Source organism: Saccharopolyspora gloriosae, from assembly GCF_014203325.1.
GTDB lineage: Bacteria > Actinomycetota > Actinomycetes > Mycobacteriales > Pseudonocardiaceae > Saccharopolyspora_C > Saccharopolyspora_C gloriosae.
The window spans coordinates 3,939,481-3,959,916 of sequence record NZ_JACHIV010000001.1 but is presented as its reverse complement, the minus strand read 5'-3'; the positions used below and the strand labels follow the sequence as shown (position 1 = coordinate 3,959,916).

Genomic DNA, 20,436 nt, shown 5'->3' with positions numbered 1-20,436 from the left:
GGTCAGGATGACTGATCTGGACCGCATGGGCCGTGACCCGCTGCACTATGCAGCGGCGGAAAACGACGTCACGACCGTGCAGCAGCGTCTCGCGGCAGGCGTAGGCGTGGATCTCACAGAGGACCGTGAGGGCTACACGCCCTTGTTCTTTGCTGTGCAAGAGGGCGCCGTCGACGCGGCACGGCACCTCTTGGAAGCAGGCGCGAGTGTACGTTCCACCACGACCGCAGGTGCCGCAAAGACTCCGCTCCATCTCGCGGTCAGTCGTTGGCGCAAGAGCCCAGACGGAGCGATGATCCGCCTCTTGCTCGAATACGGGGCGGACAAAGCCGCCACGACGAGAAAGGGGCGCACTCCGAGACTCATTGCACAGGGGCAGTTCGAGTTTCCTGATGACCTAGCGGAACTGCTCGACGTATGAACCTCGACGTACTTCGCGCTCACTACGCACGCTTTCTCGGAGATATCACGGAAAGCCAGTCCGAGGACGAGATCGAGATTGCCCAGTGGGTGCGGCCCGAGTTCGCTTCGGTGTCCACGCTCGGACTGTGCCGCAAGCGCATAACCGTGATCTACCCGCAGGAGCTCGTGTGCTCGGTGAAGCCTGAGCAGGCCGGTGCGGCACAGGTCCTGGTGCGGGCCACGCTGGAGGTGATCGCGAGCTCGGGGCGGGGCATGGTGCACCAGAGCGTGATCAGCAACCCCGAGCCGCTGCTCGCCGAAACCCAGATCCACGGGGTGCTGGTCGCCGCGCACCCGTACCTGGACGACGAGTTCAATGTCCTGTTCGGCCCGGAGAAGTCGGTGCTGGTGGACGTAATGACCTTGATCCCCCTCACCGCGGCCGAGGCAGCGCGGGCTCGTGGTGGAAACGCCGAGGAGCTACTGGATGCGTTCGAAGCGGCGAACCCAGACCTCACCGACGTGACTCGCCCCTCGGCCCTCTGAGACGACCACTTCACATTCACTCGTTCGAGTATCACGGGCAGGGGCTTTCGGCTCTGTCGTGCTACGACAGATTGGGGAGACCTCGTAGCTCAGATGGGGGTGGCCGATGCGAGACGAGGACATCGGCGCGCTCGTACAGCAGTGGCGCCAGGAACGCGCACGCGGCGTCCGCGAATTGGCGAAGTCAATCCAGGTGCACCACACCATGCTGTCGCGGCTGGAGTCCGGGCAGCGTCGACTGGGCCTGGAGATGGCCCGGAAGCTCGATCACGAGCTCGCTACGGCCGGCGACCTCGCCGACGCCGTCACACACCTGCAGACTTCCAACGGCCACAACACCACGAACGGCAACAGCGCTGCCCACGGAAACGGTGCAGCGGTCGTCCCAGCGCAGCTCCCCCCGGTCGAGAACCTCGTCGACCGCGTGCAGCTGCTGGAAACCATCACCGGTGAGTGGTCACAACCCGTACCCTCTGACGCGTCATCGCCGCGCACGGTGGTGCTGACCGGCCCGGGTGGGATTGGCAAGACCGCCGTCGCAGTCGCCGCCGCCGCGCGAATGCGTCGCCGCTTCGACGGAGTGCTGTGGGCGGATCTGCGGGCCTGGGACTCGAACACCGGACCTCGTGCTCCGGCGGTGGTGCTGCGGTCGTGGTGTGGCATCGCCACCGGAACCCCGGTCACCGAGTTGCCGTCGGACCTCGACGAACTGATGGGACTGTGGCGCAGCGTCCTGCTGGACAAGCGCTACATCATCGGTGTGGACAACGCCCGATCAGAGCAAATCTCGGCCTTGATCCCCGCTTCGCCCGGTAGCGTGGTGCTGATAACGAGTCGTGATCGAGTGCCTGACGTCCCGGGCCGGGTGTTGTGGCTGTCCGTACCGCCCCTGGAACCTGACGACGCCACGGCACTCATCGCAACCCGAGCCAGGCAGCCCGAGTACAAGGTCGCCGGACTCGCCTCCCGCGGCGGCGGCCTTCCGCTGGCACTGCGGTCACTCGGGGACTACATCGCCGCGCACAACGCCGACGAGGAGATGATCGCCGAGATGTCCGCCGACACCGCCCCTCCCGATGCCGTCCGCCGCGCCGCACGCCTGTCCTACCAACACCTCACCGAAGACCAAGCCCGAGCCTGGCGGCTCTGCGCGATCCTGCCCGAAATCACGCCCGAGTCAGCCGCCGCCACGACAGGCACCGACGTTGCACTCGTGCGGGAACTGCTCAACGAGGTCGCCGACGTGTCACTGCTGACCAAACACGGCCGGGACTGGACCTACCACGAACTACACCGGGCCATCGCACTTGAGGAATCTCGCCGAGTTGATCCTCGTGCAGTCAGAGACGGCGCCACCGAGCGCGGCCTGATCTACATGTTGCACGGCTGGGCCAACGCCTCAGTCATGCTCGCACCCGACCGCGCCATCGGCCCCCCTCTGGACACCCCGCCCCCGTCGGTCTCCCCGCCCGCATTCGACTCCTACGAAGCTGCCCTCGAATGGTCGGAAACCCGGTGGGAATACCTCCCCGCAGCCGTGCGCACCGCCATCGACAAGGGCTGGAACCGGCTGGCCTGGCAACTCGTCGCCTGCGCCTTCAACTACGTCATCCTCGTCAAGACCTACGACACGGCCTATTCCCTCGTTCAAGCCGTCATGGAGGTCACCGAACGCTCCGACGCCATCGAAGGACATGCCTGGCTGCACTACATCCTGGGCTATATCGACCAGGAACGACGCGAACTCGACTCAGCCGTTGAACACCTGAGCCACTCGTTGGAACTGCGTCGCCGCCGAGGAGATCTCCGCGATATCGGCTGGGCGGCCCAAGTCCTCGGCCGAGCACAACTCCTGCGAGGCGACGCTCCGGACACCGCGGCGAGCCCACTGACCGAATCAATTGACGCCCTCGACAGCATCGGTGCCACCTCGGGTGCAGCCAGCGCCCGGTCCCTGCGCGGAATGCTCTACCTGGCCACTCGTGACCTGGATGCAGCCGCAACTGATCTCACCCGCGCCGTGGAGCAACTTCCCATCGGCGGCGACCCGTTGCTGCACTGCTACGCCTACACCCGCCTGGCCGAGACCCGCCTGCATCTGAACGATCTCGGTGACGCCGAAGTACTCGCTCGGCACGCCATCGAATACGCAGCCGAACACACCGCACGATTCAGCGAGGTCGACGCCCTCGACATCCTCGGCCAGATCCTTAACCAACAACAGGACGCTGAGGGTGCGGCCCGTTCCTGACGCCGTGCTCTCCAGATCGCGGACCACATCGGCGATCCCGAAGCCGACCGTATTCAGGACCAACTCGACGTACTCGACCCTGTCCCTTAACGACGCGCTCGATCCCTTGAAAAGGCCGGTTCACATCTCGCCGCGTGCCCATGCCTCGATGTCCTCGTCAAGATTGTCTGAGTTGTAGACCGGAGGGTGAGCGGCAACGTACCGAGCCCAGTCCGACAGGACCTGCCCTGCGCCCTCGATCTCGTCTGTGGAGATGTGTTCGTTGAGCGTGAAGTAGGCGATTACGCCCTGTACCTCGGGTGCGGGGTGGTGACGATCGCAGTTCGGGCAGAGGGTCACCGTGGCGTACTGCGGGACGGAATGCTCGGTGTTGCGCGTGGGCACGGTGACGGCAGCCAGGGTCGGTGTCCCACAGCGCGGACACGGTTGTTGTGTGGTGAGTTCTACTTCTGGTTCATTGGTCATGTTGAGGCCGCGCGTTCGATCGCGATGCCTCGTACCGATTTGAGTTCGGAGACGAGTTCGGTGCAGACCTTGACCGGCCACGCTGGTAGTTCGAGGCGTGTACGGCTCAAGTGGATGTGGACCGGGGTGTCGCCCTTGTAAGACCCTAGTGTGTTGCGTAGCTCGGCGACGATCTCTTTGGTGATCCTTTTGGCATCGACGCGCAGCACCAGCGGCGGTGCTGAGCCGGGAGAGTGCTCGGCTGCAGCGATGTCCACCGGAACCGCATCCGCGGCGAACACGCTGATCTCGCCCTCACGTTCGTTGACCCGGCCCTTTACCGCCATTGCGTTGTCCTCGATCAAGCAGTCGGAGAACATCTCGTAGGACTTCGGGAAGAACAGCACTTCGACACTGGCGTCGAAGTCTTCCAGGGTGACGATCGCCCAGGGTTGTCCGTTCTTGTTAAGACGGCGCTGAATCCCCGAGATCATCCCGGCGATTTTGGCTTCTTCCTTGCCATTGTTGCTCGGTTCGCGCTCCCCGCCGACGAGTTCGGCGATGCTCGTGTCTTGGTACGGCCTCAACAGCCGTTCGGCTCCGTCCAGGGGATGTGCCGAGACGTAGAGGCCGAGCATTTCACGTTCGTACGCGAGAAGCTGTTTGCGTGGCCATTCCTCGTTGGTGAACTGAAGATGTGCCAACGGTGAGGAGTCATCACTGGCTGAGGTGTCGTCGGCTCCGCCGAACAGGTCGAACTGTCCCATTGCCTCTTGGCGCTTGAGGCTGATCACGGCGTCGACTGCTGCTTCGTGGTGCTGAGTTAGGGCCATGCGAGTGAGTCCGAGCGAATCGAAGGCTCCGGCCTTGATCAGGGACTCAATGACTCGCTTGTTGCAGGCGGTGATCTCGATTTTGTCGAGGAAATCGGTGAACGAGGTGTAGCGTCCCTTGGTCTTACGTGTCTTGGTGATCGACTCGACCACGTTCGCGCCGACGTTGCGGATGGCTCCCATTCCGAAGCGGATGCGGCCGTCCACGGCGGCGTGCCCGACTACGGATTCGTTCACATCCGGTGGCAGCACTCGAATGCCCATCCGGCGGCACTCGGACAGGTAGACGCCGGTCTTGTCCTTGTTGTGCGCGTTGGCGGTGAGTAGTGCCGCCATGTATTCGGCCGGGTAGTGTGCCTTCAGGTAGGCCGTCCAGTAGGTCACCAGGCCGTAGGCAGCGGCGTGGGACTTGTTGAACGCGTACCCGGCGAAGGGCAGCACTGTCGCCCAGAGCTGGTTGATGGCCTCTTTGCTGTACTCGCGTTCGGCCATCCCGGCCTCGAAGCGGGCGAACTGCTCGTCCATCACCTCCTTCTTCTTTTTACCCATCGCACGCCGTAGCAAGTCGGCTTGTCCGAGGGTGTACCCGGCAACTTGCTGCGCGATGGCCATGATCTGTTCCTGATAGACGATCAGGCCGTAGGTCTCACCGAGTACATCCTCAAGAGGCTTGTCGAGTTCGGCATGAATCGGTTCGACTGGCTTCTTGCCGTTCTTGCGGTCGGCGTAGTCCAGGTGAGCATTGACGTCCATCGGGCCCGGTCGGTATAGGGCGACGCAGGCGACGATGTCGCCGAACCGTGTGGGGGCCATGCGCTTGAGCAGCGACTGCATCCCGCCGCCTTCAAGCTGGAACACGCCCAAGCTCTCGCCACGGCCCAGGAGCTCGTAGGTAGGCGCGTCATCGAGAGGGATGTCGAGCGGTTCGATCTCGACACCGTGGTTGGCCTTCACCATGCGCACGGTGTCGTCGATCGTGGTCATGTTGACCAGCCCGAGGATATCGATCTTTAGTAGGCCCACGTCCTCACACTGCGGCCCGTCCCAGCCGGTAATGATCTCGCCGTCGTCTCGCTTCCACAGCGGCAGCACGTCGAGCAACGGCTCGCGGGAGATGATGTGGGCGCAGGCGTGCACGCCCGCGTTTCGGATCAGCCCTTCGAGGCCGAGAGCGGTGTCGAAAATCTTGCCGATCTGCGCGTCTTTTTCGATCAGCGCACGAACCTCGGTGGCCTCTGCGTAACGCTCGTGCTTTGGGTTGACGATCCCGGACAATGGGATGTCTTTCGCTGCGATTGGCGCTGGTAGCGCTTTGCTGAACTGGTCGGCAAGCTGGAACCCGGGTTGCCCGAGGTGCACACGAGCAGCGTCCTTGAATGCAGCCTTGGTCTTAATCGTGCCGTAGGTGATGACCTTAGCGAAGTACTCTTCGCCGTACTTTTGCTTCGCATAGGCGATGACCTCATCGCGCCTGCGCTCATCGAAGTCGATATCGATATCCGGCGGCGAGTCACGCTCGGGATTAAGGAACCGCTCGAACAGCAGCCCGTGCTTCAAAGGGTCGATATCGATAATGTGCAACACGTACGACAGCAATGCGCCCGCCGCCGACCCGCGACCCGGGCCTACACGGATTCCATTGTCCTTGGCCCACCGAATCATGTCGCCGACGACTAGGAAGTACGAACTGTACCCCTTCTCGGTGATGACCTTGAGTTCCCACTCAAGCTGGTCACGGTATTCCTGCGTGAAGCTGTCACCCGCGAATCGGGTCGGAATGAACTCCTCGACCTCGTCGCGTAGCACCTCGACGTCGGTACTGCCAGGCTTGATCTTGGCCTGGGGCATTCGGTTCGTCGCTGCGAACGCCTCTTCGTAGCCCTCGACCATGTCAGTGATGAGCAGCGTGCTATCTGCCGCGCCGGGCACCTCGGTATCCCAGTATTCGCGCATCTCAGCTGACGATTTGATGTGGTAGCCGTCGCCGTTGAACTTGAACCTGTCGGTGTCAGCCAGCGTGGAGCGTGTTTGCAGGCACAACAACGCATCGTGGTGGCCAGCCTGATCGGCGGTCACATAGTGACTGTCGTTCGTCGCCACGGTGCGGAGCTCAAGTTGACGGGCAATATCCAGCAATTCAGTGCGGATATCGCGCTCCATCTGGATTCCGTGGTCCATGACCTCGATGAAGAAGCGGTCTGCCCCGAAAATATCCTTGTAGTCCGAGGCGGCTTGCAATGCTTCTTGCTTCTGGCCGAGGCGGAGTCGAGTGAGTATTTCACCCGCTAGACAACCGCTGGTCGCAATGATCCCCTCGGAATGCTCGGCGATCAGTTCCTTATCCATTCGAGGCTTGCGGAAGAATCCTTCCGTCGACGCCAGCGAGGACAGTTTGAATAGATTGCGTAGTCCGGTCGAGTTCTGGGCGACCATGGTCATGTGCGTGTACGCACCGGCGCCGGAGACGTCGCCGCTCTCGCCGTACTCGTCGACCTCTTTCTTGCCGGTTCGCGCGCGCTCGCCCCAGAACATGGGTTTCTTGTGGTAGCGGCTGGCTGGAGCGACATAGGCCTCAATGCCGATGATCGGCTTGATGCCGGCCTTCTTGGCCTGCGCATAGAAGGAGTGCGCACCGAACATGTTGCCGTGGTCGGTCATTGCCACCGCAGGCTGTTCAAGCCGAGCGACCTCGGCGAACAGCGCGTCGTGCTTGGCGGCACCGTCTAGCATCGAAAACTCGGTGTGCACGTGCAGGTGAACGAACCGATCAGACACGCGGGCATCTCCGGGAGCATCAGGTAGGGGCTGAGGTCGTTGGCGGGCCAACTCTAGTCGTCCTACTCGGTGTAGCCGGGCAGCGTCAGGCGAGTGTTGCCGCCCAGCCACACCGAGCCTCTGGACGGGTTAAATCTGGCCGGTGCCGCCGCAGGTGTTGCAGTCGTCACCGCCCTGCTGGCCGCTTCCGCCGCAGTTCGGGCAAGGTCCGCCGTCGCTACCCATCTGTGCTCACCTCCTCTCAGTTAGTTTGATCAAGATATGGCCATATGTGCAGGTATCGGCACCTGCAAGGCCATACCCTCGGGTTCTGTGGGTTGAGATCGCCTGCTGCGGCAACCGGCTGGCATCTCTGGCTGGTTGTTCCCGCTCAGTGAAACGACCTACAGGTCAGGTTTCGTGGGTGAACGTCCCGGTGGGCGCAACGGCACGCCTGCGGCGCGGAGTTTGGTTGCGAGGGTGGAGTAGTCGATGCCGGTGCGGCGTTCGAGTTCGCGCAGGCTGGCGCCGTGGAGGTACTGCTGGCCCGTGCCAGGTGGGGGTGGTGTGGCGGCCTTGGCCCGGCGGGGTGGTTGTTCGGCGTGGTGGAGCAGAGCGTGGAGACGGGCGCGGTGCAGGCTGGTGTCGTGGATCAGTGCCGTGATGGAGTCGCCGTGCTGGTGGTGCCGGGCGGCGAGGCAGGTAGCGAGCTGGTCGTCGTCGGCGCCGATATAGGGGCTGTGTTCGGTGTGGACTCCGGCTTCTTCCAGTAGCCGCCGCACGAGGCTGGGTTTGCGCCCGATTGCCGTGGCGAGGTCGCCGATGACGGTCTCGCCCGCGTCGAAGCGTGCGGTGAGTTTGCGGGCGAGGGTGCGGCGGCGGCGTCCTCGCAGCGCGGCTTCGCGGCTGGGTGTGGTCATGGGGCGGTTCCCGGTTCGGACGTGCGGATGGGTCGGGGCTGGTATTGCCAGCCGTGGGGTTGTCGGCGGGTGATGCGCACGAGCCGGTTGGCTTCGGCCGGGTGCAGTAGGTGCAGTGCGTCGTTGTTGGAGGCCCACCGGTATTCGGCGACCTCGGCGGGGTCCGGATCGGGCACGGTGGTGCCGACGAGGTGGGCTTCGAAGAGGAAGTGGGCTTTGTTCTCGCCGGCCGAGGACTCGCCTTCCGACCACCCGGCCCACAGCAGCGCTCCCGGCGTGACGGTGAGACGGAGTTCCTCGTGGACTTCGCGGACCATCGCCTGCGGTGGCGAATCGGCCCCGCGGGATTCGCAGCGTCCACCAGGAAAAGAGAACTTCTCGTCAGTCGGTCCCCGGACGAGGAGAAGCTGCCCGGCGGTGTTGCGAATCAGCCCGGCTGCGCGTACGGGAAGGGTCGGGCGCGGAACGCTGTCGGGGATCCACCGACGGAGTTCGGTGACGGCCCCGGCCAGGTCGGCGGCGGTGCGGTAGCGGTCGAGGGCGGCGACGCGGGGTGTACTGGTGTGGTCGGGGTGGACCCAGAGGGTGCGGCAGCCTGCGAGCAGGGGTGCGTGGACGTCGTCGTCAATTTTGTCGCCGATGTGGACGATCTCGGAGACTCGTACGTGGTGCTGACGGGCGATGTGCTGGAACACGTCCGGACCAGTGCCTTTCGCGAGTCCGGTCCTGTAGGAGAAGTAAGCGGCGTCGAGCTGGTCACTGAGTTCGGCGCGGACGAGGTCGGCGTGGGCGGCGTCGGCGGCGGCCAGGTTCGAGCACACCACGACCTGCACGTCAGGGCAGGCATCCCGCAGTCCGGCCAGGAGCGCTCGTGCGGTGGGGATCAGCAGCAGGGGCCGTGGTGTGCGCAGGATGTCGCGCACTCTTCGGGCGGGCAGGGCGAGTTCGGTGGCGAGGTGCTGGATTAACTCGTCGGTGGTCTGGGGGTGGGTGTGGAGTGCGCGGCGCACGATGTCGACGACGGTGGAGTGCTCGTGCGGTGAGGCGGCGGCGAGCGCTGTGCCGAGGCTGTGTCCTGCGACAGTGCCGAGCACGCCGCCGACATCGACCGAAACAAGCCGGATCCCGCTATGTCTTCCGGTCATGTGAGGAGCTCCTGGTACGGGGCCGCAAGGCTGGTGTGGTCGGGTTGGTCGAGGTGCCGGAGCACGGCGGGGACGTCGCTTTCGGCCAGCAGGCACGGGGGACGGGTCCGGGGTCAGTTCGAGTGGAGGCGCTAGCCCCCTCGGGAGCGGAAGGTCGTGCCCGCTTCTGCCAGAAGGCGATGGACCTTGCCGTAGGAAAGCTGGGTCTCCGCGCGCAGAGACCGGATGGTGGCGCCGTTCTCGTAGGAAGCTTTGAGCTGCTGGGCGAGCTGGACGCGTTCGAGACCGCAGTGTCGCCGGTGTGGGGTATTTGCTTCGTGCATGGGGGATTCCTCATGTGGTTCGAGGTGTTCGTGGGCTGAGGCGGAGCGTTCGGCGTGGGAGCGGGCGTGAGCGAGGGCGAGGTGGGCGTGGACTGCTCCGGCGAGGTGGCCGTGGTCCGCGCAGTAGTCGAGGAGCCAGAGGTTGAGGTCCAGGACCAAGGGCCAGCGGTGGCGCAGGGCGTAGAGCTGGGTGAGTGCATCGACCGTGGTCAGCAGGGCGTCGTTGACGGGCAGGCGCAGCCGGATCGTGAGTGCTCGAATCCACTGGCTCTCGGCGGTGACCGGGTCGGTGTTCTGCCAGGTGCGGGCGCTGTGTTCGCAGAGTTCGGCCACGACTGCGGGTTGGCGGGCGGTGATCGCGGCTTCTTCCCCCGCGTGCGCGAGAGCGGCCTGCCAGGCCGGGTCCGGCACCTGCCCGGCGTGGCGCCACACCGCGAGCGCCAGCTGCGCAGCAGCCGCACCCAGCTCAGGGGCGGTGCCCAGACGTACCCCGGCTAAGACGAGGTTCCGGTGGTCCCCGATCCACCCGGCGACCTGCTCGGGTGCGCGGTGTGGACCAGGGGTGGCCTGCTGGTGCAGGTAGGCGAGGTGATGCTGGCGAGATTCGGGAGAGGTGCGCGCTGGGGTCGGTGCGCGACCGGGACGGGGTTCACCAAGTGCGGAGCTCATGTCCGTTCCCGGTGGGGGTCGACAAAGGTGACCAGGGTGTCGAGTTCGGTGCGGGTGGCGGCGAGCTGATGGCGTAGGGCGGGCAGGCTCAGCGCGGCGGCTTCTTCGGCGGTGAGAGGCGTGCTGGTGCGGTGTCGGGGCCGGAGTGGGGCTTCGGGCAGGCGGGGCAGTCCGGGCAGGACGTGTCCGGTTTCGTACATCCACACCACGAACTGCGGCCGGGTGCTCGCGCCGGTGGCGCGGAACAGGCGTACGAGGCGGTTTTTGATGGTGTCTTCGCTGCGGCACAGCGACGTCGCGATGTCCATGTTGGGCAGGTTGCACGCCACCAGCCGTGCCACCTCGAGCTCGGTAGCCGAAAGTTCAGCGCGCAACCTCAGCGTCGCGATCCTGTTCGGGTACAGGTCGATCACAGGTGTCCTCCGACCTGGGGTGTGTGCGGGTTGTTTTTGGCCCAATCGGCGGCTTTACGGGCGACGTCGTGGTCGTCCTGCCAGGGTGGGGAGACGTGGACGGTGTCGAGTTGGGTGTGGTTGCTGTGCTTGCCGCGCTGATCACCGGCATGGATCGTGAAGTGACCGTCGGGGCGCGCCCATCGCAGCGTGATGTCGCGGCCCGGGTGGTAATGCCAGGCGCAGGGCAGCCCGGGAGTCTTAGCCGTCATTGAATTTCTTTCTGTTCAACCGGAGCGCGCCGACGGGCGAGGACGCGAGGTCTGCGCGAGGCGGCCGGCACGACCTCGGTCAGGGCAGGTGTTCCTGGTAGTGCACCCTCGGGACACGGAGTCCGTCGGCGAGGTCGGCGAGGCTGATCATGTCGTCGGGGTCGAGCAAGGTGACCGCTCCGCGGCGATCGACCCATTCCCCGGGCGGGGCCAGGTTGTTCGCGGCGGTCACGGCGAAGACGTAGGTGATCGTGACCGGCCCGCCGCCGAACGACGCCGCATCCCAGATGTGCGCGCCGAGTTTCGGTTCCTCCGCAGTGGTCAGCCCGGCTTCCTCGTACAGAACCCGGCAGGCTGCGTCAGTGGGGGTTTCACCCTCTCGGACCGATCCGCCCGGCAGCCGCCACCTCGCGTCCCGTGCGGGCAGCAGTAACCACTCCCGGCCCGCCTGGCGGGTCAACAGCGCCCGAACCTGGGCGTGAATCGAGGGCGGCGGATCAGGACCCATTGATAGCTCTTTTCGCACAACGACAAACGACACGGGACAAAGAACCGGTAGCCGCATAGGGCTTCGGGGCGGGACCCGGCCGCACAACCGGCAGGGCGGCGGGCTGTGCGGCCGGGGTGGGCGGGGCGTGTCCGGGGAAACACAGACCCCGCCCGCCACCGGCACCCGCCGAGGGGCTCGTCAGGTGCCGGGCCACCCGGCAACGGACTGCCATGTCCAGCCCGCGCCGGGAGATCGATTACCGATTACCGCTGCTGCCCCGGGTACACCCATGCACGGCCGCGCGTACCGGGCGCAGGCTCGATCGGCGCGGAAGCAGGGCAGGTGGGGGCGTGGCGGTCGAAGGCTTTCGCCAAACCGCGGAGCGACGCAGCGAGGCGAGTGCAGTCCCGCTCGGTCACCACCCCGGAACGTGGCAGATCTTCGAGGACGGTCTTGAGCCGGTCCTGTACCTGCTGGGCGTGCTCGACCAGCTCCCTCGCGCTCGGAGCGGCCGAGGCGGAAGTGGATACGGGTGTTGCTGGGGACATCGGAAAAACCTCGATTCGATCGAAGAACTTTCGGGGCCTGGGCACGTCAGGCGGCCGAGGCGATACCCTCGCCACTGGGCGTGGACGTCCCCGGCAGGTACCAGCTGCCGGGAGCTTCCACGCCCACATTGCTGAGAGACCAAGACGGCCTCGATCGCGCGTGCGCAGGCACGCGGGGGATCTGGCCGGTCGGCCCGTCGGCTCGGTGCCGACCCGGCGCGACCGAGGCCCACGGCCCCGCCAACACCGCCGCACCCAAGTCCGCGCACTCCTCCGGCACCACAGGGATCTCGGTGGTCCGCTCGGCAGGCTGCTCCGGCACATAGGTCGCCGCCTGCTCTGCGATACCGGACACGTACGCGCAGTCCAGGCAGATCACATACCCGCCCGCGCGCGGCGGACACACTCCGGAAAATTCCGTCACCGCACCCGAACGCGGACCACATTCGGCCCCCGCCCGGTGCCACTGCGAACCCCGTATCAACCGCACCCACACCGGCCCGGGAAGCGCAGCTACGCGTACATCGTCAACGCCGTCACCACCAGCGCCACGACCACCAGCACCACGACCAACAGCACCATCACCAGCCCCGACATCCCGCCACCTCTCCCTTCTCGCCGTCGCACACCGACGTGCAAAACCCGCTGATCTCGACCGGCGCCACCACCGGCTCCAGACCGTCCCCATCTCCTTCTCCCTTCTTTCGGATCTCGTCGCACCGAAACGACCGATCACCCTCCGCGCCCGCCATCCCGAGACGCGCAATTGGCCGGTCAGGAATCCCAGACGACATCGCGCGCACCCAGCCGCCCTACGGCGGCGGTGCACTCAGCGCACCGAGCAGTGACCGTCCGGGTCTTCGGCACGCGATCGTTCGGCGTCGGCAACCGCAACGTCACCGCCGCACCACACGCACCCTCAACTGCACTGTTCGGGGCGTGTGCACACGGGGACACCGTGATCGCGTGCCGCACCAAGCCGCCACGCCGCACCACCCAGAACACAGCGGTCGACTTGAGGCGGCCCATGTCTGGCGTCCACCTTCCCATGTGACAATGGTCATTCCCAGATTCACCTGAGAGATTCCCACTCCAACGTGAGAGCTCTCAATACACCGATTGGGGGAACCTGGCCACGTCTGCCCTACGTCTACGCTTCGAGGTATGCCTCAGACACCACGCGCACGGGCGCTCGGTCGGGAGCTGCGCAGCAAGCGAGAGTCCCTCGGCAAAAGCCTGGAAGCGATAGGCAAAGAAGTCGGCTGGTCAAGAGTCAAGGTGAGCCGGGTTGAACTGGCCGAACAAGGGATCACCGAGGCTGATGTCTCCGCCTTGCTAGTTGCACTTGGCGTAGTCGGCCCCGAGCGCGAGCAGCTTCTCAAGATGACGCGGGAGCTGGACCAGCCCGTGTGGTGGGAGACAAGGCACGGTTTGCCTGCCGTGCTTACTGAGCTAATCGAAGTAGAGCAACGAGCGAAAACTATCGTAGACGTAGCAAACACTTTGATTCCTGGTTTGCTTCAGACTCGATCTTACTCGCGTGCCTTGCTTGACGAAGCGATGCCAGCTCATCAAATTTCGGATGCTGTAGCCGTGCGACAGAACCGCCAAGACGTACTTGAACGAGCCGACCCAGTTCAATTTACCGCCTACGTCGATGAAGCAGTACTCCTTCGCCCTGTTGGAGGTCATTTGACGACGGCCGAGCAGCTTCGACATCTTCTGAGCGTTGGGCGGCGCCCTAACGTTTCGATTCATCTGATCCCGTTGAGCATCGGTGTGCACCGCGGACTGGACGGGCAGTTCATGCTGCTCAAGTTGCCCAATGGCACGGTCAACGTGCATGCCGAAGCCAGCAACGCTGGATTCTTGCTCGATGAAACCGAAGAAGTAAAGCCATTTGTCGAGACTGTCGAGCACATCGAATCGAAGGCTCTCGGTGTAGCCGATTCGGCCATCTTGATTGAAGAGCACGCCGACCGTCATATGCGAAAGGAAACGTAGTGAAGTTCGCAAACTGGAAAAAATCAAGCCGCAGCGGGACTAGCGGGGGAAACTGTGTCGAAGTTGGTTTCGCCGAGGGCGCACGAGCCCTGCGGGACACGAAGGACCGCGCCGCCGGGTATTTCGTTGCGACCAGCAAGCAGTGGACCACGTTCGTTAACGCGATCAAGACAGGGCGTTACGACATCTGATCGAGCCGATGCGGTAACCGAGTAGATGTCGTGCCGATTGGCCACTGCGTAAGTCGCCGCAACCTCAAGTCCGCCCGGCGTCGTGCCGGGCGGACTTTCTTGCATCGTCCCGAGGCGTGCGCCCGCTCGGCTTTCGTGAGCGGGCGGAAGGTGCACGCCGCGCCCTGCATCCGTGAAAAGTTTGACCGGCTCGAGTGGTGTATGCGAGAGGGTTCGCCACATCCTGCTCATCGGCCGCACCCGCTCAGGCACCGCGGTTCCCTTCGGGAACCACCCTTTCATCGAGCCAGCAGGTTCACGTAGTCCCTCGTAGCCGATCACGAGCTACGCCTGCGGTTCCCATCGAGGGTACCGCCCCTTCATCGCGTACCAGTAGCCCCAAATGCCCCCAAGCGCAACACCACGTCCGAATTGAGCAACATCTCCATGCAGATACTCCCCTTCAGCGCAGGTGCCGTGCCACCGCTCGGCGAACCCTTCATCATCTTGAGCTTTGCCGGACCAGACGAACCCGATGTCGCCTTCGCTGATCACTTGACCGGGTGCGTCTTTGTGGAGGACTCCGACGAACTGGAGTCGTATAACCTGAACTTTGGCGCTCTACAGGACAAGGCGCTGGCCCCGGCGGCGTCGATTGAGTTCATCACGTCGCTCGCTGAAGACCTGCGGGCACGATAGGGAGCGAGCATGAACGCCCCAGACTTTAGTCAGGCGACCTGGCACAAGAGCAACCGCAGCAACGGCGGTGGGGGAGCGTGCGTCGAGGTCGCGACGATCCCGTCGATCACGGGCGTCCGGGACAGCAAACTCGGTGAGGCAAGTCCCGTCCTGCCCTTCGCCACCGCGGGCTGGTCCACGTTCCTGCTGGCCATCAAGGGCGGAACGTTCAACCGCTGACCCCGAGCTACTACGGCACCCGACCCACCCGGAGCCAACAAGTTGGGTGGGTTTTTCGCGTGCCGTTGCTTCCATCGTCAGGCGTCACGTCCTGCACGGGCAGTAGGTGGGCACTGCAAGTCCGCGAGCTCATTTACCGTCGCGTTCGGCCAGGCGGCGAGCGACGGATACTCTCCGGGGACGCCCGTGAGCGCTGGGGTCTATCGCTTGAACGGCTCTGGCCCGGATTCGGTGGTAGCGCTGGGTGGCGTCAGCCGAGCAGGATGCGGTGACGTAGGAGGGGGAAGCCTGCGCGGCCGTACATCTGGCGCTTGATCATCTTGGTTTGGTGTTCATTCCTTCTGTTCGTCCATTGTGGAATGGCTGAGTGAGGGCGGCGTTGACGGCGTCGCGGTCGAATTCGAGTCCGCGGGTGTAAGCGTGCAGGTGGGGTAGATCCTCGGCTCGTGCTTGGTCGATCCAATCGGTAAGACGGTCATCGTTGCCGGCGGCCGGGGCGAGCAGAGCCGCGAAGTCGCCGACGAGGGCGGCCAGTACCGTCATCTCGTGGCAAGCGGTCGTGGTGGCTTCGAGTCGTTCTCGCTGGTGAACTTGGAGCTTGTCCGGGCGTGTGAGCAGGTAGCGTGTGAGTTGCTTCGGAGAGATCGCTGGCCGGTCGGATTCGACTCGTCCTTGGGTGATGTAGCGATACAACAGATTGTGGCTTCCGGGGTAGCCGCGCTGTTTGATCTCTGCCAGCAACTGATGCACGGGAACGGCCGGGTCCTCGCGGCGGCGGCCGCGCAGGTAGTCGCGAAATGGGTCGACGAGGGTCGGCCGGTACTGCGGTGCACGAACAAGCTGGTCGGGTTGATCGATGTGGGCGTAGCGCTTCACTGTGTTTAATGCCAGGTTCAGCCGGCGTGCGATTTCGAGCAGCCCCACGCCGTGGTCGAGCAGGTCGTGGATCTGTTGCCAGCGTTGGCGGGTGGTCTCTGCCCGCGCGCCCTCCCGCAGTGGCGGACCGGTCTTGCCCCAGCAGGTGCTGTGCGCGGCGACCTCCTTCAACACGACCTCGGCGAGGTTGTGCCACAGATGCCAACGGTCGCCAACCTGCACCGCGTCGGGCAGGGATCGACGGATCGCCTGGGCATAGGTGGCCGAACCATCTCGACACACAACCTCCACACCGGGATGCTCCCGAAGTCAGGCCTCCAGCACCTCTGCTTTGCGGCCTGGCAACACGTCAACCCGCTCGCCTGTCTCCGCATTGATGATCACGGTGGCGTCGCGTTGCCGCTTACGCAGGGCAAAGTCGTCCACCCCGATCACCCGGGGCACCGACCTGGCCGACAACGGCAACTGCAGCAACGCGCGCAACGCGGTTTGCCTCGACACCACCACACCGACAGCGGCCAGGGCGGCCCGGGCACCTGCATGGCCGGCTAATTCCCGTGCAACGCTGCCCACCTGCGCGGCCAGCCGAACAGTTCGACGCTGATATCGCTGCACGAGGCGGGGAGGTTGCTCACGGAACGTCTGCCGCACGCACCCGAGACGCCCGCAGCGCATCCGTCGAGTCTGCAGCCGTATCAGCACTCGCCGTCCATCGACCGGCACATCGGCCACTTGCCGGACGACATAACCGTGCACCCGCCCCGTCGCCACCCCGCAGTCCGGGCAGTCCACAGGCCCTGGCCGCAGGCCCTGGCCGCGTCGATGCCCGCACCACGAGCACCCCGGCCTCATCATCGACACCATCGAGGACCAGGCACGACAGCCCCGCGAACACCAACGCAAGAAGTTGATCACCAAACGCACGGCGTTCACCCTGGCACAGCACCAAATCCGACACGCATCGTCACCACCGAATCCGGGCCAGAGCCGCTTGAACGGTGTTTTCGGCGGTGGGGTTAGTAGGTTTCCGCGGCTGGCCAGCGGTCGCTGAAGGTGATCGAGAAGGCGTTGATCACGGGTTTCCAGCGTTGGGTCCATCGCGCTCGTCCGGTGCCGGTGGGGTCCAGGCTACGGGCGACGAGGTACAGGCACCGAATGTTGACCCACCTGGGTTACTGCATCGGGAGCTGCCGGTTGTTATCCAGTCTTCCGGAGGCGAGCGCTTGCGCGCGTACGTCGGCGAGACTCTGGGAGGGGTCCCGCGCGAGTCTCCAGAAAGTCCACCCGTTGCACGATTGTCGGCTTACTGCATACATCGCTGCACGCGAGGGGCTGGGGAAAAGCTCGCCAGTGCTCAGTTGAATCTTGCCATCGCTGAGCAAGCGCGCATTATGATCCGTTCCCTTGTGTGCGCCTACGATCTGCTCATCAGGATTGATGAACTCAGCTGCGAGCAGGTCGTTTAGCGACACGTCATAGTTGGCACGTGTGCGCCGCGCTCGCCGACGCTGAGGGGCGACATTTTTCGGGATGGAGAATCCGAGTCGCTCAGGGGACCAGATAATCTCGCACAGTCTTATGTAGAGCTGCTGTCGTTGTTCTATTGACTCTTTGGTGAAATCATCATAGTGCGTCATGATCTTATCTAGGTTGTATTTTTTGCGGAACTTTCGATACATTGAGTAATGTTCGTAGCTGCTCTTGTTTAGTGATCGAGCTAACGTATTCTGCCGAAAATAGAACGGCAGCTTTTCCTGGTAAGTCTTGTCGTTGAAGCTGGCATTGTCAGATTTCGACAGGAGCAGGAGTCCGCCTAACCTGTTGCGAATCGAATAAAAGGTCTTTTCCGTTTTAGTTTCAGCTTGATGACGTTCGAACTTGTTGGCCCAGATATGCTCAATCTCGAAAGGCCTTTCGCCGCCGACGTATCTGACGAACTCGCTGAGTTCATCGCGATCGGTTTCGCACTCTGATTCGACGAAAGCGGTCAATCTTGCCAGTAGATATCGTATGTGACGCCGGTTGTCTTGCAGGCCAAAGTTTGTCATGCCATTGAACTCGTCGGTTAACTCGGCGATATGTCTTGACAGGGAACTGCGGAGATTATCGGTGGGGCCGATTCCTCGGAGTTCGCGGACGAGTTCGTAGATGTCGTCATCAAGCTCGTTTGGTCGGCTAACTGTTCCGTTCACGAGCTTCCGTAGGTAGACGAGATCCAGGAATGATGCAATCAACGTGGCCTTGCTTCGGAATTCTGTTTCTGTGTCGGTAGGTTCGATGGCAGCCATGACGAGCAAGTACTGTTTACTCAAGCCGTTCTCGGCATTATACCTGATGGCTGCGAAGTCAGGGTCCTGGCTCCGTGCTGCTGCGACAAGGGTCTGGTAGCGGCGGGCCAAGTTGTTAATGGTGATTTTGAGGAATTTTCGGTAGTCCTCGGAATTGCGCAAACCAATGCGATCGGCGTGGGTTCGGACCCACTCATGACTGGCACCAATGACAGCGGCACGGTCGTTTTCGTCGTCGATCGTGGCGTACTTCGCCAGCAGAAGAGTCTCGATGAATTCACCGGGGGTTCGCATGCCGAGTGTGGAGAGCTGGGCGAGCATCTCGCGCCACTCAGCGTTCAGGTCAATCGAATCCTGATGGGCTTTCTCGATGAGATGACCTTTTAATAGGTCAATCGGGGTTAGACGAACACCACGGTCGTTCATGGTGACGAAAATTTCCCAGCCGTGCTGATTGCTGTGTGCCTTGATTCCGACCATGCAAACTCGTGTGAGTAGCCAGTCAGTGAAGTGCAGTAAGGCTTCACCGGAGAGTTCGTCGGGGAAATCCTCCTCCAGGTCCTGTGCTCGCTCATACAGGTTGCGCACGGACGGACTTGGCTCTCCGGGAAGCTCGTATGGTAACCAGTCGACGAGTGACCGTAGTAACTCGTCTCTCTCTGGAGCATGCACGGTAAATGTTGTCTCGCCATAGCTAGACGTGGATATTAGATTGGAAAGCTTGCTGGCCTCCTCAAATTCTTCTCGGTCTTTCATTAGCCGATAAAGATGTATGAGGAGGAGATGCAGGGTGGTGATACGCTGCTGGCCGTCCACGAGGATAGTGGTTTCACCGGACTCAACGTAGACAAATGGGCCGAGAAAATACGGATGGTACTCGGCGGTTTCTCGTCGGCCATGCGTGGGATCCCAGGATTTCCTAAAGCTCTGGTGGAGATCATGGACGAGAGTAGCAACATCGCGCTGGTCCCAGCTGTACTCGCGCTGATAGTTGTCTACCTGGAAGGTGCGATCTCCAGAGAAGAGCTGATGTATTGTATAGGAGTGTCCCTGAATCGGCGCGTCGGCCACGTTGTACCCCTCATTGCATGTGCTCCGTCTGATCAACTTCTAGCAAAGATGCGCTGGTTCGTCACCCCGCTGAATGGGGTACAGGCAGCGAGCAGGTTCTGGCGTTGCGCCATGCAGCGCCGCCTCAGTGGCGGGCTGGGGCATCAGTCTGACGAACGAGCCCTGCCGGCGCGCTCCCGTCGAAACCGAACTGGACAACGGATAAGAGATACTTGTTGAGACGACCTACTTGTACCACATCGGCCTGACGCTGCCGGTTGTGCTGCCGTGAACAAACATGATCAACAGTGATCGTCAGTGGGTACGACGATTGGCTCACAACGCCGCTCGGGGGCCCAGGGATATCTGGCTTGGAGGGCCGACTGGTCATTTGTAAGGAGGAAGTTGGCGACGTGAGTCCGGTGTGCTGTGGCGCGGTCGGTTCCGGGGTGTTCTAGTGGTCCGCCTGGAGCTGCTCCAGGTTTGGGATTGGCGCTCACGGGGATCTTGGATAAGGGTGCCGGTCAGTCGTGGGCGTGGGCGTGGGCGAGCAGCGGCACCGTTTCGCCCAGGCTTGCCGCGAGGTGTGTTGACCAGCTCTCACGTGAACCGGAGGCGACAATGTTGAAGCCTGCCAGTGAGCAAGGAAAAGGTGGATCCGGATCGGTAGATCTGGATGCTCTTGTCCACGGTTTCGCGACGATGGTGGCGGCTGCTGTGACTGAACGGCTTGCGGATGCCGATGTGCTGTCCGGGGCAGAGGGTTCGAAGCGTGGTCGGGGTGAGGGGCCGCGGTTGATGCCTGACGGCCGAGGAAGTTGCCCGGCGCCTGGCTGTTGGCCGTACAGCCGTCTTTGCGTTGATCAAGTCTGGTGAACTTGCGACTGTGCTGATCGGGCGTTCCCGCAGGGTCCCTACTGAAGCGCTCGACGAGTACGTCCGCACTCTTCGCAGTCGGGCGGAATAGCGCTTCGAGGTGTTGTCAATGCGACCCAGCCGGGTGGGTCGAGTATGCGGGCGGCCCGGCGCTAGGTGTAGGAGTCAGGATCTGTCGAGACTGTCGTCGTTTCGCTGGGCAACTGCTGATTCTGCGATGGTGGAGGGGTGGCGAAGTCCTCACAGGGTGCGGGCGGGTCGGCTC

General features: G+C 63.3%; 17 protein-coding genes and 2 pseudogenes. 8 read left to right on the top strand and 11 right to left on the bottom strand.

Annotation, left to right across the window (positions count from 1 at the left end):
• Positions 1–7: 7 nt before the first annotated feature.
• From BJ969_RS17435 to BJ969_RS17425, 3 genes are all read left to right on the top strand, one after another.
• Positions 8–421 (top strand): ankyrin repeat domain-containing protein, encoded by a 414-nt coding sequence (locus tag BJ969_RS17435; RefSeq protein ID WP_184479958.1) that lies wholly within the window; start codon positions 8–10, stop codon positions 419–421.
• The gene (locus BJ969_RS17430; protein WP_184479957.1) at positions 418–948 is read left to right on the top strand and encodes a suppressor of fused domain protein; all 531 of its coding nucleotides are present in this window, start codon (positions 418–420) and stop codon (positions 946–948) included. The genes BJ969_RS17435 and BJ969_RS17430 overlap by 4 nt, the downstream gene beginning before the upstream one ends.
• 106 nt (positions 949–1,054) lie before the next feature.
• Positions 1,055–3,199, top strand: coding sequence for an XRE family transcriptional regulator (locus BJ969_RS17425; RefSeq protein WP_184479956.1), 2,145 nt, complete (start codon positions 1,055–1,057; stop codon positions 3,197–3,199).
• Positions 3,200–3,319: 120 nt separating this feature from the next.
• Here the strand turns inward: BJ969_RS17425 and BJ969_RS17420 are convergent, their stop codons facing one another.
• The 8 genes from BJ969_RS17420 to BJ969_RS17385 all read right to left on the bottom strand — a co-directional run bounded on the left by BJ969_RS17420 (position 3,320) and on the right by BJ969_RS17385 (position 11,459).
• Positions 3,320–3,664, bottom strand: coding sequence for a DUF6300 family protein (locus BJ969_RS17420; protein WP_184479955.1), 345 nt, complete (start codon positions 3,662–3,664; stop codon positions 3,320–3,322).
• A complete protein-coding gene (dnaE, locus tag BJ969_RS17415) occupies positions 3,661–7,251 on the bottom strand; it encodes a DNA polymerase III subunit alpha (RefSeq protein WP_184479954.1) in 3,591 nt (1,196 codons plus the stop codon). Before dnaE ends, BJ969_RS17420 begins: the two co-directional genes overlap by 4 nt.
• A 383-nt stretch (positions 7,252–7,634) precedes the next feature.
• Positions 7,635–8,150: a helix-turn-helix domain-containing protein gene (locus BJ969_RS17410; protein WP_184479953.1), complete on the bottom strand. Its 516-nt coding sequence runs from the start codon at positions 8,148–8,150 to the stop codon at positions 7,635–7,637.
• Positions 8,147–9,295, bottom strand: a complete 1,149-nt coding sequence (locus BJ969_RS17405; RefSeq protein ID WP_184479952.1) for an NUDIX domain-containing protein — start codon at positions 9,293–9,295, stop codon at positions 8,147–8,149. Before BJ969_RS17405 ends, BJ969_RS17410 begins: the two co-directional genes overlap by 4 nt.
• A gap of 131 nt (positions 9,296–9,426) precedes the next feature.
• Positions 9,427–10,287 (bottom strand): helix-turn-helix domain-containing protein, encoded by an 861-nt coding sequence (locus tag BJ969_RS31015; RefSeq protein ID WP_425503563.1) that lies wholly within the window; start codon positions 10,285–10,287, stop codon positions 9,427–9,429.
• A complete protein-coding gene (locus BJ969_RS17395) occupies positions 10,284–10,700 on the bottom strand; it encodes a helix-turn-helix domain-containing protein (protein ID WP_184479951.1) in 417 nt (138 codons plus the stop codon). The genes BJ969_RS31015 and BJ969_RS17395 overlap by 4 nt, the downstream gene beginning before the upstream one ends.
• Positions 10,697–10,951 carry a hypothetical protein gene (locus BJ969_RS17390; RefSeq protein ID WP_184479950.1) on the bottom strand — a complete coding sequence of 85 codons (255 nt, stop codon included), beginning with the start codon at positions 10,949–10,951 and terminating at the stop codon, positions 10,697–10,699. The genes BJ969_RS17395 and BJ969_RS17390 overlap by 4 nt, the downstream gene beginning before the upstream one ends.
• 79 nt (positions 10,952–11,030) lie before the next feature.
• Positions 11,031–11,459, bottom strand: coding sequence for an NUDIX hydrolase (locus tag BJ969_RS17385; RefSeq protein ID WP_184479949.1), 429 nt, complete (start codon positions 11,457–11,459; stop codon positions 11,031–11,033).
• Positions 11,460–13,153: 1,694 nt separating this feature from the next.
• On the opposite strand from BJ969_RS17385, the gene BJ969_RS17380 reads away from it, so the two are divergent.
• From BJ969_RS17380 to BJ969_RS17365, 4 genes are all read left to right on the top strand, one after another.
• Positions 13,154–13,993, top strand: a complete 840-nt coding sequence (locus tag BJ969_RS17380; protein WP_184479948.1) for a helix-turn-helix domain-containing protein — start codon at positions 13,154–13,156, stop codon at positions 13,991–13,993.
• Entirely contained in the window at positions 13,993–14,184 is a 192-nt protein-coding gene (locus BJ969_RS17375; protein ID WP_184479947.1) for a DUF397 domain-containing protein, read from the top strand. The genes BJ969_RS17380 and BJ969_RS17375 overlap by 1 nt, the downstream gene beginning before the upstream one ends.
• 411 nt (positions 14,185–14,595) lie before the next feature.
• Positions 14,596–14,862: a Scr1 family TA system antitoxin-like transcriptional regulator gene (locus BJ969_RS17370; protein ID WP_184479946.1), complete on the top strand. Its 267-nt coding sequence runs from the start codon at positions 14,596–14,598 to the stop codon at positions 14,860–14,862.
• 9 nt (positions 14,863–14,871) lie between these two features.
• Positions 14,872–15,081, top strand: a complete 210-nt coding sequence (locus tag BJ969_RS17365) for a DUF397 domain-containing protein (protein ID WP_184479945.1) — start codon at positions 14,872–14,874, stop codon at positions 15,079–15,081.
• A gap of 250 nt (positions 15,082–15,331) precedes the next feature.
• On the opposite strand, the pseudogene BJ969_RS17360 reads toward BJ969_RS17365, so the two are convergent.
• The 3 genes and pseudogenes from BJ969_RS17360 to BJ969_RS17350 all read right to left on the bottom strand — a co-directional run bounded on the left by BJ969_RS17360 (position 15,332) and on the right by BJ969_RS17350 (position 19,316).
• Positions 15,332–16,903, bottom strand: a pseudogene (locus BJ969_RS17360) (ISL3 family transposase).
• Between the two features lie 70 nt (positions 16,904–16,973).
• Positions 16,974–17,114, bottom strand: a pseudogene (locus tag BJ969_RS17355) (IS256 family transposase); the annotation flags it as partial.
• A gap of 15 nt (positions 17,115–17,129) precedes the next feature.
• Entirely contained in the window at positions 17,130–19,316 is a 2,187-nt protein-coding gene (locus tag BJ969_RS17350) for a GmrSD restriction endonuclease domain-containing protein (RefSeq protein WP_184479944.1), read from the bottom strand.
• Positions 19,317–20,097: 781 nt separating this feature from the next.
• Here BJ969_RS17350 and BJ969_RS17345 point away from each other — a divergent pair.
• A complete protein-coding gene (locus tag BJ969_RS17345; protein ID WP_184485413.1) occupies positions 20,098–20,262 on the top strand; it encodes a helix-turn-helix domain-containing protein in 165 nt (54 codons plus the stop codon).
• The last annotated feature ends 174 nt before the right edge of the window (positions 20,263–20,436 follow it).

What these genes read in the sequence shown, in the direction of transcription:
- BJ969_RS17435 (WP_184479958.1), top strand. Translation starts at nt 8, where the DNA reads ATGACTGATCTGGACCGCATGGGCCGTGACCCGCTGCACTATGCAGCG.
- BJ969_RS17430 (WP_184479957.1), top strand. Translation starts at nt 418, where the DNA reads ATGAACCTCGACGTACTTCGCGCTCACTACGCACGCTTTCTCGGAGAT.
- BJ969_RS17425 (WP_184479956.1), top strand. Translation starts at nt 1,055, where the DNA reads ATGCGAGACGAGGACATCGGCGCGCTCGTACAGCAGTGGCGCCAGGAA.
- BJ969_RS17420 (WP_184479955.1), bottom strand. Translation starts at nt 3,664, where the DNA reads ATGACCAATGAACCAGAAGTAGAACTCACCACACAACAACCGTGTCCG.
- BJ969_RS17410 (WP_184479953.1), bottom strand. Translation starts at nt 8,150, where the DNA reads ATGACCACACCCAGCCGCGAAGCCGCGCTGCGAGGACGCCGCCGCCGC.
- BJ969_RS17405 (WP_184479952.1), bottom strand. Translation starts at nt 9,295, where the DNA reads ATGACCGGAAGACATAGCGGGATCCGGCTTGTTTCGGTCGATGTCGGC.
- BJ969_RS31015 (WP_425503563.1), bottom strand. Translation starts at nt 10,287, where the DNA reads ATGAGCTCCGCACTTGGTGAACCCCGTCCCGGTCGCGCACCGACCCCA.
- BJ969_RS17390 (WP_184479950.1), bottom strand. Translation starts at nt 10,951, where the DNA reads ATGACGGCTAAGACTCCCGGGCTGCCCTGCGCCTGGCATTACCACCCG.
- BJ969_RS17385 (WP_184479949.1), bottom strand. Translation starts at nt 11,459, where the DNA reads ATGGGTCCTGATCCGCCGCCCTCGATTCACGCCCAGGTTCGGGCGCTG.
- BJ969_RS17380 (WP_184479948.1), top strand. Translation starts at nt 13,154, where the DNA reads ATGCCTCAGACACCACGCGCACGGGCGCTCGGTCGGGAGCTGCGCAGC.
- BJ969_RS17365 (WP_184479945.1), top strand. Translation starts at nt 14,872, where the DNA reads ATGAACGCCCCAGACTTTAGTCAGGCGACCTGGCACAAGAGCAACCGC.